Consider the following 15998-nt stretch of genomic DNA (forward strand, 5'->3'; position numbering starts at 1 on the left):
CCCCGGGCAGGGGCGGTTTCACGTCCCGGCGCCCATCAGCTGCGGGATGCGGTCCGCGGCCACCGCCCGGGAATAGAGCCAGCCCTGGCCGGTGTCGCAGCCGATGCGGCGCAGGCGCGCCGCCTGGCCGGAGGTCTCGACGCACTCGGCGGTGACGGTCAGGCCGAGGCGGTGCGCGAGCTGGACCAGGGCCTCGACGATGACCTCGTCGGCGGGGTTCGGGTGCTCCTCGTCCTGGAAGCCGCGGACGAACGAGCCGTCCAGCTTGAGGACGGAGACCGGCAGGCGGCTGAGGTAGGCGAGGTTGGAGTAGCCGGTGCCGAAGTCGTCGATGGCGATCTGCACGCCCATGTCGCTGAGCGCCTGGAGGGCCTGGAGCGGCCGGCCGGCCGACCCCATGACGGCCGACTCGGTGAGCTCCAGCTGGAGGAGGTGGGGCGCGAGCCCGGTCTCGGCGAGGATCTCGGCGACGTCCGCGACCAGGTCGGAGTCCCACACCTGGCGCACGGCGACGTTGACGCTGACGAACAGCGGTTTCTCGCGCGGGTGGTCCTTCTGCCACTGCCGGGCCTGGCGGCACGCGGTGCGCAGCACCCATCGCCCGAGCTGGACGATCGAGCCGTCCTCCTCGGCGATCCCGATGAACCGATTCGGCGCCAACGAGCCGAACTGCGGGTGGTTCCAGCGCACCAGCGCCTCGACGCCGCGTACCGTCCCGTCGGACATGCCGACGAGCGGCTGGTACTCCAGGGCGAACTCGCCGCGCTCGACGGCCGGGCGGAGGGTGGAGGAGAGCGACTGGCGCGTCATGCGGTGGGCGTTGCGCTCGGGGTCGAAGAGCGTCCAGCGCGCCTTGCCGTCGGCCTTGGCCCAGTACAGCGTGGTGTCGGCGGCCTGCATCAGGCCCGTCACGGTGGTGCCGGCGGCGGCCCGCTCGACGACCCCGATCGACGCCGAGACCGACAGCCGCTGCCCGGCCAGGTCGAACGGGCGCTGCACGGCGGCGAGTACGGACCGGGCGAGGTCGGCGAGCTGCTCCGTCCCCGTCGAGTCCTCGACGAGGATGGCGAACTCGTCACCGCCGAGCCGCGCGACGAGATGGCCGCCGCTGCGCGTGTAGCCGTCGCTGTCCGCGCACTCGGTGAGCCGGGCGGCCACGGCCGCCAGCAGCCGGTCGCCCACGCGGTGCCCGAGGGTGTCGTTGACGGCCTTGAAGCCGTCCAGGTCCAGGTAGCAGAGGCCGATCCGCCCTGATCCGCCATCGCCGTAGGAGTCGTACGCGTCACCGGATCCGTACGCGTCGTACGTGGAGTTCTCCAGCGCGGAGGCGAGCCGTTCGAAGAAGAGCGTGCGGTTGGGCAGTCGGGTCACCGGGTCGTGCATCTGCAGGTGGCGCAGTCGCGCCTGGAGCTCGCGCCGGTCGCTGATGTCGGTGATGGACAGCAGCACGCGCCGGCTGTGCGGTACGGGCGCGACGGTGACCTCGGCCCACAGGGAGCGCCCGTCGGGGTGCTTGAGGCGGCGGGTGCAGCGGAAGCGGGAGCGGCGGCCGCGCAGGACCTCGCGGTAGGCGTGCCAGGTGCGGCTGTCGGAGGCGAGGTCGACGAGGTCGGAGGCCGGCTGCTCGCTCAGCGAGGCGGGGTCGGTGCCGAGGAGGGCGGCGAAGGCGTCGTTGGCGCTGACGACGAGCCCCTCGGGGTCGACGACGGCCATGGCCAGGTGGGCGGCGTTGAAGGCGGCGCGGTAGTCGCGCAGTTCGGCGTCGGGCGCGGGGCCGGTACCGCCGGATTGGTGACTCTGCGTGTTCGGGAGGTCCGCGGTGTCGGGCGGTGAGACTGCCGCAGCTCCCGGTGGATGGGGCGTTCCGCTGGAGGTTCCGCTCACCGCTCGCTCCCGCAGGGCAGTTGTGACGCACAGATGTGGTCGGAATGGTCAGCCATCGAAAGTGTGCCGATCATAGAGGCTGTCGCGGCGGCCGTTCCAGCGTCGCCACTGGGTGAGAGGCGCCCGGAAGGTGTGAGCCGCCCCACCCGCACGCCCCCGGTCGATCGTTTCTGCACGGGTCTGGCCCGGGTGTGGCGCGCACCGGTCCCGCCCTGATCGGTTGTGACGTTGCGTGAAATCGGCCCGCTCACCCAAGTGGGGCAGCGGAACAGGACGGATCGCACCAAATCGCCCCAGGGTGGTGAGACGTCCCGCATCCCGCACCCGGAGGTCGACGTGGAGAGTCAGCAGACACCCGAGGGAGTGGACCGCGCACGCCTGCGGTCCACCGCCGCGGGCATCTTCTCTCTCCTGGCGCTCGCCGCGACGGGCCTCGTGGCCGGTCCCGCGTCCGCCGCGCCCGAGGCGGGGCCGTGCGCCCTGCCCCGCACCGGCGCACACCACTCGCTGGGCCTGGATACCTGGAACGCCGCCTACCCGCGGCCGGTGCGCGACCTCGACGCGGTCATGCTCTTCCTGTCCTTCCCGGACGCGCCGCCGCTGACCCACCCCGACGAGATCGCCGCCGACCACTTCCCGTCCACCAGCCGCTTCTTCCAGCGTGCGTCGTACGGCAGGTTCACCCTCCGCCCGCACCTGTTGCGCGAGTGGCTGCCGATGCCGCGGCCTTCCACCGCGTACGCCATACGGCGCGACTGGGAGCCCCACCGGCGCGCGGCCTACCTGCGCGACGCCCTCGCCGTGGCCGACCCGTACGTCGACTTCTCGCGGTACGACATCGTCTACCTGGTCGCCGACCCGGACGCGCCGGGCGTGGACTCCGACGCCACGAAGGTCGTCAACCTCGACCTCCCGCTGCGCGCGGACGGCACCGACATCCGGCGTGTCGTCACCGTCTTCGAGCGCCACCCGCCGGACCGCAACGTCCTCGCCCACGAGACCGGCCACGTGTTCGACCTGCCGGACCTCTACCGGCGGCCGACGGACGGCAAGGGCGACTGGGACACCCATGTGGGGGACTGGGACGTCATGGGCAGCCAGTTCGCGATGGCGCCGGAGCTCTTCGGCTGGCACAAGTGGAAGCTGGGCTGGCTCGGCGGGCACCAGGTCCGCTGCGTGCCCGAGGGGGAGCCGACCCTGCTCACCCTGGAGCCGCTCGCCGCCGCGCCCGAGTGGGGCGTGTCGGTGGGCACCCGGCTGGCGGTCGTCAGGACCGGCGAGCACAGCGCGCTGGCGATCGAGGCGCGCTCCGCGACCGGCAACGACGAGGACACCTGCACCGAGGGCGTACTGATCTACCGCGTCCGGGGCGAGGCGTCGTCCGGCGCCGGACCGGTCGAGGTGGTCGACACCCACCCGCGCACCGGCGCCTGCTGGGGCCGCTCGGTGTACGCGCCGCTCGCGGACGCGCCGCTGGGGGTGGGGGAGACCTTCACGGTGCCGGGGGAGGGCACGCGGGTGGAGGTGGCGGACCGCACCGCCACGGGCGCGTGGAACGTCAAGATCACGCCCCGCTGATCCGGGCAACGAAGAAGCCCCCCGCTTCCGCGAGGGGCTTCTTCCGTCTGTGCGCCGCCAGGGACTCGAACCCCGGACCCGCTGATTAAGAGTCAGCTGCTCTAACCAACTGAGCTAGCGGCGCCTGCTGACGTCGTAGACCTTAGCACCCTGTTCGGGGCGAGGAGAAATCGATAACGGCGCACGGCCCACAGCAGCACCTCGGGCCCCGGCAGCCACGGTTGCCGGGAGTCCGGCGCCACCACCCAGCGTGGCCCCTCGGTCGCACCCAGCGGCGCCGGCGGCGGCACGGTCACGGCGTCCCCCACCCCGTGGCAGATCAGCGGCGGCACGTCGTCGTCGCCCCACTGCTCCCAGCGCAGGAGCGACGGTAACCGCTGGGCCGTGCCCGGCGCGGTGAACAGCAGCATCCGCCCCCGGTGCACGGCGACCGGGCCCGAGCCCGGGCCCTCCTCCCACAGCCGGTCCAGGATGCGGCGCCCGGCGACCGCGGGCCCGCTCACGACGTCGAAGACCCGCCCGCACGGCAGGACGGCGGGAGCGGCCGGGTGCGCCGCCCAGAGCTCGAGGGTGGCGTGCGGGTGCGGGGCGGCGGAGGCGAGCCAGTCGGCGCCGTCGGAGGTGACGTGGCATACGTTCATGCCCCCACACCTACGCCTGGTGACGGCCCTGTCTCCGAGGGTTGCGGAAAACCCGGACAACCGGGTCCGCCCGAGAGTAAGGTTCGCCCACCCGGCATATGCCGTCGGCCAGGGCCCGCCCCTCGGGCGGTGCGGGCCTCAGCCCTGCTCGCGGCCCTGCTCGCTGTCCCGCAGCAGGTCACGCCCGAACTCGACCATCCGCTTCGCGTAGTCCTCGGTCCACTCCGCACGCTCCGCGATGTCGGCGGCGGTCAGCCGGTCGAACCGCCGCGGATCCGCGAGCTGCGCGGCCGCCATCGCCTGGAACTCCACGGCCCGGTCGGTCGCGGCGCGGAACGCCAGCGCGAGCTCGGTGGAACGCGCGAGGAGCTCGCGCGGATCGTCCATCGACTCCAGGTCGAAGAAGTGCTCCGGATCGGCGGCGGCCTCCGCAGGCTCGAAGAGCAGGGGCGCGGGCTTCAGCCGCCGCTGCTCGCTCCGCTCGGTCTCCGCCATGTCGCCCAACTCCTCCTGCTCCCGGCCCCCGCCCTCCGGTCGGCCACCGTCCATTGTCCCGCGCACCGCAACCCCACCCGGCGGGGGCTTTCCCCACCCCTACGCCGGCGCCCACCGCACCCGGTGCTCCGACAGGTGCGACAGCACCGCGTGGTTCGCCTCCCAGCCGTCCGGGAACTTGACCGTGACGCCCAGCTGCACCGGCTCCGTCGACGGGTGTTCGTCGAGCAGCTCGGAGACCCCCGCGCGGCACACCACGATGCACGCGTGCCGGTGCCGCGACGCCAGCACGCACAGGCGCCCCGTCTCCAGGTGGAACGCCGTCGCGTCCGGGCGCCCCGACAGGGGGTGGAGCACGACCGTCACGTCGTACTCCCGCCCCTGGAGCCGGTTCGCCGTGTCGACCGTCACCCCGAGGACACCCAGCTCCGCCAAGGCGACCCGCACCGCCGCCGCCTGGTCGCGGTGCGCCGTGCCGACGGCGATCCGGTCGGGGCCCAGCGGCACCGGCTCGGCCGACCGCTCCGAGACCGCCGCCCCGCCCCGGTCCAGCAGCCGCCGCACCACGAGCGCCACCGCCCGTACGGCCTCCGGGTCCGTACGCGGCGTGTGCCGGGCCGGCAGCTCCAGCAGGCCCCACCCCGACTCGGCGGCCTCGTCCAGCACCCGGTCGGGCCCCGACCCGTCCGACGCGACCCCGAAGGCCAGCCGCCGCTCACCCGGCCCGGTCCCGCTGCGGAACGGCGTGTACGGGTAGAACGCGTGCGACACCAGCGGCGCCGCCGACGCCGGCAGCCGCCACGACACCGGCAGCCGGTGCTGCGGCAGCTCGGGGTTGTGCGCGAGCAGCGTCGACACCGCACTCGCGGACGGGTCGTACGACAGCCCCGCCCACTGCTCGGCACCCACCACCGAGAAGGGGTCCAGCTGCCCCGGGTCCCCGACGAACAGCGCCCGCTCGAAGAGCCCGGCCACCGTCAGCAGGGCGTCGGAGCGCATCTGGTACGCCTCGTCCACGATGGCGTGCCCCCACGGCTCGACGCCCTTCACGTGCGCCCACTTCGCGGCCGTCGAGATCACCACGTCCAGCCCGGCCAGGTCCGCCGCCTTCGCCGACTTCCGTACGTTGTCGAGCGTGTCCAGCGCCTTGTCGTACGGGTCCGAGTCGTTGGAGTGCAGCCGCCCCACCGGCAGCCCCGGCTCCTTCTCGGCGAGCCGCAGCACCAGGTCGTCGACCTGGGCGTTGGTCTGCGCGACCACCATCAGCGGCCGCCCGGCCGCCGCCAGCTCCAGCGCCGCGCGCACGACGAGCGTCGACTTCCCGGCACCCGGCGGCGAGTCCACGACGACGCCGCGGGCGTCGCCGTGCAGCGTGTCGTCGAGGATCTCCCGGGTCGCCCTGGCCGCCTCGGCGGCGGGATCGAAGGGCACGGCGAGGCTCACAGCAGGTCCTCCGGCGTCACGGCGTCGGGCACTTCCACCGCGTCGGCGCGCGGCGGCCCGCCATGGGTCCACGGCGTCTCCTCCGGGTCGGGCAGCTTCGGCCCCACCCGCTGGTCGTGCTCGAACAGCGTCCACACCAGACGGTCCCCCTTCTCCGGTACGGACCCCTCCGCCGGCTCCTTGCCCCGCCCCATGCGGTCCAGCACCCGCAGCACCAGCACCCCGGCCTCTCCGTCCTCGTACCGGTCCTCGAACCGGTCCTCGAACCGTACGAACTCGGCAGCCTGCGGCTTGCCGTCCAGCGACCGGTACACCTTCACCTTCTCGCCCAGGTGCGGCCGGTCGTCCGTCCGCACCGTCAGCAGGGGGCGCGGCGCCGGGCGCTTCGACTCCGTCCACGTCATGGTCACGTCCAGCACCTCGGCCACGAACGCCTCACCGGCCAGCCGCCGCCCCGCCATCACCAGCGGATCGTCCAGGGCCTCCTGCGCCTCCAGCTGCGCCTGGGCGCTCTCGCGCGCCGCGAGCTTCTGCGCGGCCGTGACGGCGTCGTCGCGGCGTGGCTGCGGCGGCTCACCGGCCCGGATCCGGTCCCGGTGGCCGGTGAACGACCAGCGGTCCCGGGTCCACCGGTCCGCGACCCGGGCGCCAGGCGGCAGCTCCCGCGCCAGCTCGATCGCCCGCCACACCGCGTACCAGGTGGGCCGCAGCTGGGTGAGGATCAGCCGCCGCACCTCCCGCTCCGCCCGGTGCAGCTCGCCGAGCCGCTCGTCGGCCGCTTCGCCGTCCTCCGCCGCCGCGAGCGCCTGCCGGGCCCGGTCGTACCGCTCGATCGCGGGTGCCAGCAGCCGGTTGTCGAACGCCGGATCGGTCGCGGGACCGGCCGGCGGGCACAGCAGCTGCCCGTCCCGGTCGCGCCCCAGCTCCGCCCGCAACGCCGCCTCGGCGCCCGACTCCCCGTCGGGCGCGTCGATCCAGGCGAGCAGCGCCCCCAAGTGCTGGTCCTCCAGCGAGGACTGGCCCGTCGCCCAGTGCCGGTTCAGCAGGTCCGTCGCCGCCAGCAGCAGCGACGACCCCGGCACCCGCGCCCGCTCGCCGTAGTGCGTCAGCCACCGACCCAGCAGCGGCACGCGCGGCGGCGCCGGGAACGGCGTCTCCGGATCCTGCTCGGCCGTGCGCCGGAACCGCATCGACCGCCCCAGCAGCCGTACGTACTCGACGCCCGCCCGGCTCGGCACGATCAGCTGCGGCGCGTCCGCGCACAGCTCCACCTCGACCTTGACCTTCTTGCCGGTCTCGGGGTCGGTCTCGTTGCGCTCGGCCGCCTCGACGTCGTCGGCGTACGCGTCGAGGTACGGGATGACCGCCTCCGCGAGCTCCGCGAGGAACGCGAACCGCAGGTCCCGGTCGCGCGGCTGCGGCACGACCAGCAGCCGCGGCTCCTCCGGGTCGGTCCCGACCAGGGCCCCCAGCGGAGCACCGGCCTCACCGGCGGTCGTCAGCGGTACGAGGACGAGGGGCCGCTCCGAGAGGTGCCGGTGCCGCACGGTGGCGAGCGGCTGGGCCCGCCCGGACTCGACGGCCTCCAGCCGCGCGAGAGTGGAGATCAACGACACGCTGCCACCCCCTCCAGTGATTCCGCCCGCAGCGCCGCCGCCCGCCGCAGCGCCGCCACCGCCGGGTCGTCCGGGTCACCGGCCTCGCCGCGCGCGGCCGCCAGCACCGCGCCGACCGTCGTCAGCCCGCCCAGCTCGCCGCGCACCGAGCGGCCCAGCGCCTCCACCGCGCCCGCCTCCCTGGCGCGGTCGCGGCAGTGGAACGCCAACTCGCACGCGGACAGGCACTCCGGCGCGTACGCGTGCGGCACCGCGTCCACCGCCGCCGCCAGCTGCTCCGCCGAGCACGCCTCCACGTCGAAGGTGACGCCCTCCGGGAGGGCGGCCGCGATGTCCTCGACGCGGGTCAGCCGCGCCAGCTGCCGCCGGGTCACGGACAGCTGCTTGCGTACGTCGACGAGCGAGCCCGTCGGCTGGTTGGAGAAGTCCTTGGGGCAGACCAGCAGCACCGAGTGCGTCACCTCCGCGCCGTCCGTCAGGGCCGCGACCCGCTCCAGCGCCAGGACGTACACGGCGGCCTGGCGGGCGGCCGCGCCCACCTTCGCCGCGTCCGCCGAGCCGTCGACCATGGGGAACGACTTGATCTCGACGACCGTCCACCGCCCGTCGGGCCGTACGACGACGGCGTCCGGCTCCAGGTACGCGGGCGAGCCGGCGACCTCCAGCGCGAGCATCGGGTGGTCGAGCAGCGACCAGGCGCCGGCCTCCGTGGCCTCGCGCAGGGCCAGCGCCGTGCGCGCCGCGCGCCCCTCGGGCCCGGCGGCCGCGAGATCCGGCACCCGCACGTCGCCCTGGCCCTCCACGCCGAGCAGCCGCAGCAGCTCCTTGCCGCCGTCGGCCTTGACCTTGGCCTCGAAGGCGTTGCCCCGCATGAAGGCGAACTGCGACTGCCCGAAGCCCGACGGCGCGCCGAGGGCGGAGGCCAGCGCGGCCTTGTCGACGCCCGCTCCGTCCAGCAGGGCGCGGCGCCGGCAGCCCGGATTGGCCGCCAGCGCGGCCAGCGCGCGGGCGTCCAGCGGATGCGGCGCGGCTGCGGGGCCGCGCAGCTCAGCGAGCCGGTGCCGGAGTGTCGTCTGCGGACGCCGATCGGGCCCGCTGCCCAGGAATTCGCTCACCCGCGGAAGTCTCGCATCCACCACTGACAATCGGTGAGGCTCCCGGAACGGAACCCCTGCCGAAACGTTCCCGCACCCGTTGCCGGACCCCGTCCCGCACCCTGTCGACGCCGCGCATCGCCGGCCCCGCCAGCACCAGCCCCACCCCCATGACCGCGCACCCCGCGACCGCGTCGAGGAAGTAGTGGTTCGCCGTCCCCATCACGACGACCACGGTCAGCAGGGGGTACGCCACCCCGAGCGCCTTCAGCAGCGGCGTACGCCCGTACCGCCACACCACCACCCCGCACCACAGCGCCCACCCCACGTGCAGGCTGGGCATCGCCGCGTACTGGTTGGTCATGCCCCCGAGCCCGCGCGGCGCGCTCGCCTCGCCGCCCCACCAGCCGTAGGAGCTGTACTGCGCCATGGTGTCGACGAAGCCGTGCCCGGCGGCCAGCAGCCGGGGCGGGCAGGTGGGCAGGAGCGTGAAGCCGACGAGCCCGAGCAGCGTGGAGACCATCAGCCAGGTGCGGGCGGCCCGGTAGTGGAGGGGGCGGCGCCGGAACAGCCAGACCAGGACGGCGGGCGTCACCAGGTAGTGCAGGGTGGCGTAGGCGAAGTCGGCGGGTATGCCGAGCGCGGGGGTGGCGGTGAAGAGACGGTTCAGCGGATGCTCGGCGTTCAGGTGGAGAGCCTGCTCGAAGCGGAGGATCGCCAGCCCGTGGTCGACGGCGGCCGCGACGTCGCCGCGCGCGAGCAACCGCCCGCCGGAGTAGGCCGCGTACACCACCACGATCAGCAGGAGCTCGGTCCACCAGCGGGGACGACGACTCGCGATGGTGTACGGCATCCGAACGCTCCCCCTCGATGACTACTCCTGTCATGGACGCAGAGATCCGCACCGGGGTTGCCCCGGCGTCGGCCCCCGTTCACGTACGGGATGATGGGGAGGCACCTTCTGTGAACCTTCAGGGAGAGCCCCCATGGCACCGCGCATCCTGCTCGCCCGGCACGGCCAGACCGAGTGGTCGCTGCTGGGCAAGCACACCGGCAGGACCGACATACCCCTCCTGGAGGAGGGCCGCCGGGGCGCGAAACTGCTGGGCGAACGGCTGCGCCGCGGCCCGTGGGACGGCCTGGAGGGCGTCGAGATCCGTACGAGCCCGCTGGCACGCGCTCGGGAGACCTGCGAGCTGGCCGGCTTTGGTGAGCGCGCCGAGTCCTGGGACACGCTGATGGAGTGGGACTACGGCGCCTACGAGGGCATGACCCCGGCCGAGATCAAGGCCCTCCGCCCGGACTGGTTCATCTGGCGCGACGGCGTCCCGGAGGGCGAGTCCCTCGCCCAGCTCTCGGCCCGCGCGGACGAGGTCGTGGAGTGGGCCCGCTCGGCCGACCGCGATGTCCTGGTCTTCGCCCACGGCCACATCCTCCGCTCCATCGGCGCGCGCTGGCTCGGCGAGGACGTCTCCTTCGCGGCCCGCATCCGCCTCGACCCGACGAGCATCTCGGCCCTGGGCTGGGCGTACGGCGCCCCGGCGATCGAGCGCTGGAACGACACGGGCCACCTGGAGAGCTGAGGCCACCTCAAGAGCCGACGGGCGGCCGCGCGCCGCGCCCGGCACGCGCGGTCACACCCGGTCCAGCGCCGCCCGCCGGTCCAGGAAAGCCGCCACCGCCGGGGTGGAGCGCTGCGGGGAGAGGAGCCGGACCGTGTCGACGAGCATCGCGCGGATGCGGGACGACTGGACCTCGCCCAGCAGGTCCAGCACCCGCTCGCCCGCCGCGGCCGACTCCTCCAGCGCTCCGGAGCGGGCGAGGTCCGCGGCGAGCTGGGCGCGGTAGAGGGCGAGGTTCCGGGTGAAGTGCGGGTTCTGGAGGGCCGCCGCACGGCGTGAGTGCCGGGCCGCGCGGGCCCAGTCGCCGAGCGCCGACCAACACTGGGCCTGCAGGGCCTCCAGCTCGGGCTCGCCGAAGAAGGACATCCACTCGGGGTCCGCGTCGCACGCGCCCCGCCCGAAGAGCGTGTGCGCCCGGCCCAGGGCCTGCTCGCACGCCGCCCGGTCGCCGAGGCCCGCCCACGCGCAGGCCTCGCGCAGCGCCAGCAGGGCGAGCAGGCGCGCGGAGGACAGGTGCCGGGCCGCGTGCTGGCCCGCCTGGGCCGCCCGGACGGCCTCGCGGTAGCGGCCCGCGTCCCTGGCGAGGAAGGACGTGTTGGAGAAGGCGTGCGCCTCCAGCGCCTGGTCGCCCGCCACGCGCGCGGTGGCCAGCGCCTCCGCGTAGTGGGAGCGGGCGTCCTCCAGGCGGCCCGAGTCATGGGCGAGCCAGCCCACGGAGAGGGCCAGTTCGCCGGTGCCCGCCTGCATCCGGTCGGCGGTCGACTGGCGGGCCGGGGTCCCCGAGTCGAGGAGCGCGTACGCCGTGCGGAGCGGCTCGGCGGCTCTGCGGTACAGGCCGTCCGCGCCGTACCGGTCGTCGAGCAGGCGGATGCGGCGTACCGCCTCCTCGACGGCCTCGGCCTCCGTCTCGCCGAACGTGCGGCCCGCGCGCGGCGCGGGGATGGAGTCGAGACCGGCACCGGCACCGGCCAGGCCGCCGAGGCCGAGCGAGGCGGCCGCCACGGTGGCGGTACCGCTCGTCATGAATGCGCGACGCAGCACGTCGCTCTCCTCATCGTTCCGGATGATGATCTGTGCCGCCGGTGCAGCGTCGCAACCGGCGGCGGCGCGGGCCGCCCGGCCGCGCACCTGCTCGCGTGCCGCGAACCCCAGATCGGCCAGGGTGAGGCCGGGGAACATGTGCAGGAACACCCGCTCGTACGCGTAGTTGGGGCAGCGGATCTCACCCGACTCCACGCGTCCGATGTAGCGGGCGTCGCAGGCGACCTGTTCGCCGATCTCCCGGGCGGCCCTGCGGACCGCGGCCGCGAACTCGGCCGGGGAGCGCCGGCCGCGCAGCCGACGGAAGGCGAGATTGGGAACTGCCCGTGACGACGCCATGGCCGAGCCCTCTCCTGCGTGCTGCCGTTGGTCCGGCGGAGAAAGAACGTACCTGCTGTGACGGGGCGTGCACGCTGCGTTTGGCAACAAAGGGGGTATCTCGCCCACGATCCGCCATGAAATGCCATCCTTTGCGGCGGCGTGCCGCCGTAGCTGTTGACGCGTGTCGGCGTTGAACCCTGCGGAGAGACGGAACGTGTCTCCACACGGGGACTCGAGCGAGGAGGGATCCCTTGTTGGAGGTCGGCATGGCGTCGCAGCCGCAGCATTCGCAGTACCAGCAGCCGCAGCATTCGCAGTCCCAGCAGCAGTCCCAGCACACGGAACCGCACACCGCCGCACAGCACCGGCCGACCGAGGACGCGAGCGCCCCGCCTCCGGAGGAGGCCGGCGAACCCTGCGACCTGGTGACCGTGCCGACCCGGCAGGGCCTGGAGGCCGTCGACATCCTCCGCCGCGGCGGCGCCCCCGCGGTCGGCCCGGTGCTGCACGACGACCACCGCGACACCCTCGGCTTCCTGGTGCCGCCCGGCACCGCCGCCGACTGGGACATGCCGGGCAGCGCCTGTACGCGCACCGCGGGCCGAGGCCTGCGGATCCCCGACCTGGAGGCGGGCGAGCCCCCGGTCGCCGGGGCCGGCTGGCTGCTGCCGCCCACCGACCCCGACGCGGTCACCGACCCGGCCGTGCTGCGCCGGGCGCTCGGCGAGGCCGCCCGCCTCATCGAGGCCGCCGACAACTGCCGGTAGTCCTCGATAATGGGCTGGTGGCGAGGAAAGCAGCACAGCACAGGCAGCGCGGGCGGCAGGCCCCGGCGACCGTCGCCGAGGCCGTGGACGGCGGCCTCGCCGAGCTCGTACCCGACCCCGAGCGCTCCCGCGCCTGGACCCTGCTGATCGACGGCGCCCCGCAGTCGCACGTCGACCTCGACGACCCCGCCCACCTGAGCTTCGCCTACCAGCGCCGCCTCGGCCACATCGCCGATCTCGTCGCGCCGCCCGGCCGGCCCCTCACCGTCGTCCACCTCGGCGGCGGCGCCTTCACCCTCGCCCGTTACGTCGCCGCCACCCGGCCCCGCTCCACCCAGCAGATCGTCGAGCTCGACGCGCCGCTCGTGGCGCTGGTCCGCCGCGAACTGCCGCTGGACCCCGGCGCCCGGATACGCGTCCGGGGCGCCGACGCCCGCGCCGGGCTCGGCAAGGTCGCCGACGGCTGGGCCGACCTCGTCATCGCGGACGTCTTCAGCGGGGCGCGCACGCCCGCGCACCTGACCAGTACGGAGTTCCTCGCCGAGGTGCGGCGCGTGCTGAAGCCCGGCGGTCACTACGCCGCCAACCTCACCGACGGCCCGCCGCTGGCCCACCTGCGGGGCCAGGTCGCCACCGCCGCCGCGCTCTTCCCCGAGCTCGCGCTCGCCGCCGACCCGGCCGTGCTGCGCGGACGCCGCTTCGGCAACGCCGTCCTGCTCGCCTCGGACACCCCGCTGCCGGTCGCCGAGCTGACCCGCCGGGTGGCCACGGACCCGCACCCGGGCCGCGTCGAGCACGGGCGAGCGCTGGCCGACTTCACCGGCGGCGCGACGGCCGTCACCGACGCCGCCGCCAAGCCGTCGCCCGTACCGCCGGCGTCCGTCTTCGAATAATCCGTCCGCTGGTCCGTCCGCATGGTGGGCGGGCTGTTGCCCCGCCCGGCGACCGAAGGCCGGAATCGGGCAATTTTCCCCAAAGGGGGAAGGAGACCCCTCATGGGTAAGCATGTCCATGTTCGTATCCACGAAGGCGTGGGCGTCTTCGACGCCGGCGAGCTCATCGAGCACCACCACTGCCGCTGCGGCGAGACCTGGACCAAGTCGTACCGGGTCGACGACGGCGAACCCGAGTAGTGGGGCCTGGATGAATGCGTCCGAGGTGCTCAGCAGCCCTTCGGTGCACAGGAGCATCCGGCCCGCCCTCGGCTGACAATCAGCCATGCTCCCCGCACCTCACGTCAAGCCGCTCATTCTCCCGTGGGCGGTGAGGTAGAACTGTACGAAGCCGTACGCGCGTTCGCGTCCGCAACGGCAAAACGGGAGGGGATGCGTGTGAGTGGTGGGCTGCCACCCCATCTGAAAGTCATAGCAGAAGGCATGATCCGGGCCTCCATGGGACTGGCCACCAACGTGATGGCCGGTGCCCGGGACACCGCGATCGCGTTGTTCCACGAGCTGCATCGGCAGAAAGGGATGGCTGGCGACGACGACGCCGGCCGCGACTTCGCAAAGGTCTACAAGTCCGCCGCCCCTGCGGCACTCGACCGCATGGGCTTCAGCTCTTACCTTCTGGGCGAGGCCGGCAGAGGGCTGATGCGCACCGCACGCGAATTCATGGCTGCTGAGAGCAGCGTCGCCTCGGCCATCTTGGGGAAACAGGTCGACCTCACTTCGGGTATGGGCGACCCGGGAGCCGACTGCTCCGAGAACTACCTGGGCTTGGGCCAGGAGCTGCCAGAGGTGGTAGGTGAAACATCCGGGTTCGAGCAGTACGGAATGAGCGATCGCTTCCGAGGGTCGCCGGAGAAGCTGCGGGATGTGGCAGGCTCATGGCGGCACGCTGGAAAGCTGATGCTGCGCGTACTCGAGGATGCCCAGGCTTTCGCGTCGACGGCCGACAAGGCGCACTCGGGTGAAGCCGCGGAGGCGTTTCGCAGCTACTTCAACATGTGCGTGGGGAGGACATGCCCTCCGGAGCGTGCCCAGCCTGACGAACCTCTGGTCACCAACCTCGTGGCGGCTTGCAACCAAATCGCCAAGGCGTGTGACCGATACGCCGACCACATCGAGGCCGCCATGCGGCAGATCGCGCGCAACAAGCTGGATCTGTTCGACGTCGACATGCCATGGGATTCACCAAGGTTTGGCGGGAACGGAGACGACGGTGGCCTCCATACCGCCGTGCTGGAGGACCCGTGGATCCACCAACTCGGTGATGTCGCCCACGCACTCGACACGTCGGAGAAGCGCGTGAAGCTGCCCGAGGGCTCGGGCGACCCTCGCGGCCCTGGTATGCCCTTCCCGCTCCCGCCGATCCGCATTCCGATACCGGTTCCCGTGCCAGTGAAACTCGCGGCCTTCACCGGACAAGCATCGGGCGTCGTCGTGATGGGCAGCGGCTACGACCCAACTCTCAATCGAGACCCCTTGCCACCCGCCCCTGGCACCACTCGCATCCTTACAGCGGGAGAACAGGTCGCATTCCGTACTTGGGTCAGCTCGCTGCCACCTGGAGGCTTCGCAGGCGGCGGTGGGGCAAACCACCCGGACAACGCCTACCAGATGCGCGTGGCCGGCTACCCGGAGCGTGAGGTGCCGCTCCCCGCCGCGGCAACCGGAGCCAGTGGCCGCGGGCTCATGGTCGACGGTATGCGCCCCTTGGACGGCTACGCTGTCGAGGCCAAACACGTGCGCGAGCCCGACTGCAGGAAGACCTTCCGAGACCTTGACCAGGTCGACAAGACGCTGGGTACGCCGCCCAAGATAGACGCAAATGGAAAGGTGAAGTTCGACCCGCATCGTGACGGGATGTACGTGAAAGACGGAAACGAGTTGGCTCGTTACCGAGCTGCCCTCTCGGACCCACGTAATAGCGAGATTCGCGGCTTCGAGATCATTACGAACGACAAGCGATCCGCGCCTTATTGGCAGAGCATGATGGCCATGAGCGGCGTAACCGGCACCGCACGCTACGTGCCGTAGTTGTACGGAGACACCATGACGGACGAAGAAGCACTGAGGACCACGTTCAGTTTCGCCCCACCGGTCAACGACGCCGCTGCGTGGCACCTGCGACTCGGCGATCTTGCGGCCAAGATCGTCGAATCCTTCCCCGGCGCATCAACTTCCTTCGGGGAGGACCTCGGCCCGCGCTCCGCCGATGCCTTGTCCTTCGAAGTGCCGCTTGGCGACGGAGTGTGGCTGGAAGGGCTCGCAACCACCCCCTACCCCGACATCGGTTCGGTGATGGTGATCCAAGCATCGGCAGCCGAGGCCGCACGCTTTGCCGTCTGGTTGCGCGACTCCTTTGCGCCCTCTCCTGACCTGGTCCACTTCACCAGCGAATGGGCATTGAACAACGGCGACGACACCTACTGGGTTCTCCCATCGCACGGCAGCGTCGACGAGATCGCCCGGACGTTCCAGGAGCACATCGACTCGTCCGATCGTCCATGACGACAGCAGGCGCCGGCACGACCAGCGCCCGGGAGTCAGGC

At 72.9% G+C, this 15998-nt stretch carries 14 protein-coding genes, 1 tRNA gene and 1 pseudogene; 7 read left to right on the forward strand and 9 right to left on the reverse strand.

Features of this window, described 5'->3' with window-relative positions; translation table 11 throughout:
• Positions 1-18: 18 nt before the first annotated feature.
• Positions 19-1884 carry a putative bifunctional diguanylate cyclase/phosphodiesterase gene (locus ACIRNI_RS13140; protein WP_403551047.1) on the reverse strand — a complete coding sequence of 622 codons (1866 nt, stop codon included), beginning with the start codon at positions 1882-1884 and terminating at the stop codon, positions 19-21.
• Positions 1885-2220: 336 nt separating this feature from the next.
• Between ACIRNI_RS13140 and ACIRNI_RS13145 the strand changes: the two genes are divergently transcribed.
• Complete coding sequence (locus ACIRNI_RS13145; RefSeq protein WP_403551049.1) at positions 2221-3462, forward strand: M6 family metalloprotease domain-containing protein; 1242 nt, start codon at positions 2221-2223, stop codon at positions 3460-3462.
• A gap of 50 nt (positions 3463-3512) precedes the next feature.
• Here ACIRNI_RS13145 and ACIRNI_RS13150 read toward each other — a convergent pair.
• The 7 genes and pseudogenes from ACIRNI_RS13150 to ACIRNI_RS13180 form a co-directional block, all read right to left on the reverse strand.
• A tRNA-Lys gene (locus ACIRNI_RS13150) sits at positions 3513-3586 on the reverse strand.
• Positions 3577-4103 (reverse strand): annotated as a pseudogene (locus ACIRNI_RS13155) (bifunctional DNA primase/polymerase). The gene ACIRNI_RS13150 and the pseudogene ACIRNI_RS13155 overlap by 10 nt, the downstream one beginning before the upstream one ends.
• 138 nt (positions 4104-4241) lie before the next feature.
• Positions 4242-4598, reverse strand: a complete 357-nt coding sequence (locus ACIRNI_RS13160; RefSeq protein ID WP_403551051.1) for a hypothetical protein — start codon at positions 4596-4598, stop codon at positions 4242-4244.
• Between the two features lie 99 nt (positions 4599-4697).
• Positions 4698-6029, reverse strand: coding sequence for an AAA family ATPase (locus ACIRNI_RS13165; RefSeq protein ID WP_403551597.1), 1332 nt, complete (start codon positions 6027-6029; stop codon positions 4698-4700).
• 8 nt (positions 6030-6037) lie between these two features.
• On the reverse strand, positions 6038-7657 hold the full coding sequence (locus ACIRNI_RS13170; RefSeq protein ID WP_403551053.1) for a hypothetical protein: 1620 nt from the start codon (positions 7655-7657) through the stop codon (positions 6038-6040).
• Positions 7648-8772, reverse strand: a complete 1125-nt coding sequence (locus tag ACIRNI_RS13175; RefSeq protein ID WP_403551055.1) for a hypothetical protein — start codon at positions 8770-8772, stop codon at positions 7648-7650. Before ACIRNI_RS13175 ends, ACIRNI_RS13170 begins: the two co-directional genes overlap by 10 nt.
• The gene (locus tag ACIRNI_RS13180) at positions 8705-9604 is read right to left on the reverse strand and encodes a phosphatase PAP2 family protein (RefSeq protein ID WP_403551057.1); all 900 of its coding nucleotides are present in this window, start codon (positions 9602-9604) and stop codon (positions 8705-8707) included. Before ACIRNI_RS13180 ends, ACIRNI_RS13175 begins: the two co-directional genes overlap by 68 nt.
• A 133-nt stretch (positions 9605-9737) precedes the next feature.
• Here ACIRNI_RS13180 and ACIRNI_RS13185 point away from each other — a divergent pair, with 133 nt between their 5' ends.
• Positions 9738-10334, forward strand: a complete 597-nt coding sequence (locus tag ACIRNI_RS13185; RefSeq protein WP_403551059.1) for a histidine phosphatase family protein — start codon at positions 9738-9740, stop codon at positions 10332-10334.
• Positions 10335-10385: 51 nt separating this feature from the next.
• Here ACIRNI_RS13185 and ACIRNI_RS13190 read toward each other — a convergent pair whose 3' ends face one another.
• Positions 10386-11753: a tetratricopeptide repeat protein gene (locus ACIRNI_RS13190; RefSeq protein WP_403551061.1), complete on the reverse strand. Its 1368-nt coding sequence runs from the start codon at positions 11751-11753 to the stop codon at positions 10386-10388.
• Positions 11754-12001: 248 nt separating this feature from the next.
• On the opposite strand from ACIRNI_RS13190, the gene ACIRNI_RS13195 reads away from it, so the two are divergent.
• The 5 genes from ACIRNI_RS13195 to ACIRNI_RS13215 all read left to right on the forward strand — a co-directional run bounded on the left by ACIRNI_RS13195 (position 12002) and on the right by ACIRNI_RS13215 (position 15957).
• The gene (locus ACIRNI_RS13195; RefSeq protein WP_403551063.1) at positions 12002-12502 is read left to right on the forward strand and encodes a hypothetical protein; all 501 of its coding nucleotides are present in this window, start codon (positions 12002-12004) and stop codon (positions 12500-12502) included.
• Positions 12503-12585: 83 nt separating this feature from the next.
• Positions 12586-13395: a fused MFS/spermidine synthase gene (locus ACIRNI_RS13200; RefSeq protein ID WP_355354091.1), complete on the forward strand. Its 810-nt coding sequence runs from the start codon at positions 12586-12588 to the stop codon at positions 13393-13395.
• Between the two features lie 102 nt (positions 13396-13497).
• Positions 13498-13635, forward strand: coding sequence for a hypothetical protein (locus ACIRNI_RS13205; RefSeq protein ID WP_403551065.1), 138 nt, complete (start codon positions 13498-13500; stop codon positions 13633-13635).
• Between the two features lie 123 nt (positions 13636-13758).
• Positions 13759-15483, forward strand: coding sequence for a restriction endonuclease fold toxin-2 domain-containing protein (locus ACIRNI_RS13210; RefSeq protein ID WP_403551067.1), 1725 nt, complete (start codon positions 13759-13761; stop codon positions 15481-15483).
• 15 nt (positions 15484-15498) lie between these two features.
• Complete coding sequence (locus tag ACIRNI_RS13215; RefSeq protein WP_403551069.1) at positions 15499-15957, forward strand: hypothetical protein; 459 nt, start codon at positions 15499-15501, stop codon at positions 15955-15957.
• Positions 15958-15998 lie beyond the last annotated feature (41 nt).

This window comes from Streptomyces sp. NPDC093546 (assembly GCF_044765045.1).
GTDB lineage: Bacteria > Actinomycetota > Actinomycetes > Streptomycetales > Streptomycetaceae > Streptomyces.

Excerpts from the sequence above, each read along its gene's own strand:
- ACIRNI_RS13160 (WP_403551051.1), bottom strand. The coding sequence starts at position 4,598 with ATGGCGGAGACCGAGCGGAGCGAGCAGCGGCGGCTGAAGCCCGCGCCC.
- ACIRNI_RS13180 (WP_403551057.1), bottom strand. The coding sequence starts at position 9,604 with ATGCCGTACACCATCGCGAGTCGTCGTCCCCGCTGGTGGACCGAGCTC.
- ACIRNI_RS13185 (WP_403551059.1), top strand. The coding sequence starts at position 9,738 with ATGGCACCGCGCATCCTGCTCGCCCGGCACGGCCAGACCGAGTGGTCG.
- ACIRNI_RS13190 (WP_403551061.1), bottom strand. The coding sequence starts at position 11,753 with ATGGCGTCGTCACGGGCAGTTCCCAATCTCGCCTTCCGTCGGCTGCGC.
- ACIRNI_RS13195 (WP_403551063.1), top strand. The coding sequence starts at position 12,002 with ATGGCGTCGCAGCCGCAGCATTCGCAGTACCAGCAGCCGCAGCATTCG.
- ACIRNI_RS13205 (WP_403551065.1), top strand. The coding sequence starts at position 13,498 with ATGGGTAAGCATGTCCATGTTCGTATCCACGAAGGCGTGGGCGTCTTC.
- ACIRNI_RS13215 (WP_403551069.1), top strand. The coding sequence starts at position 15,499 with ATGACGGACGAAGAAGCACTGAGGACCACGTTCAGTTTCGCCCCACCG.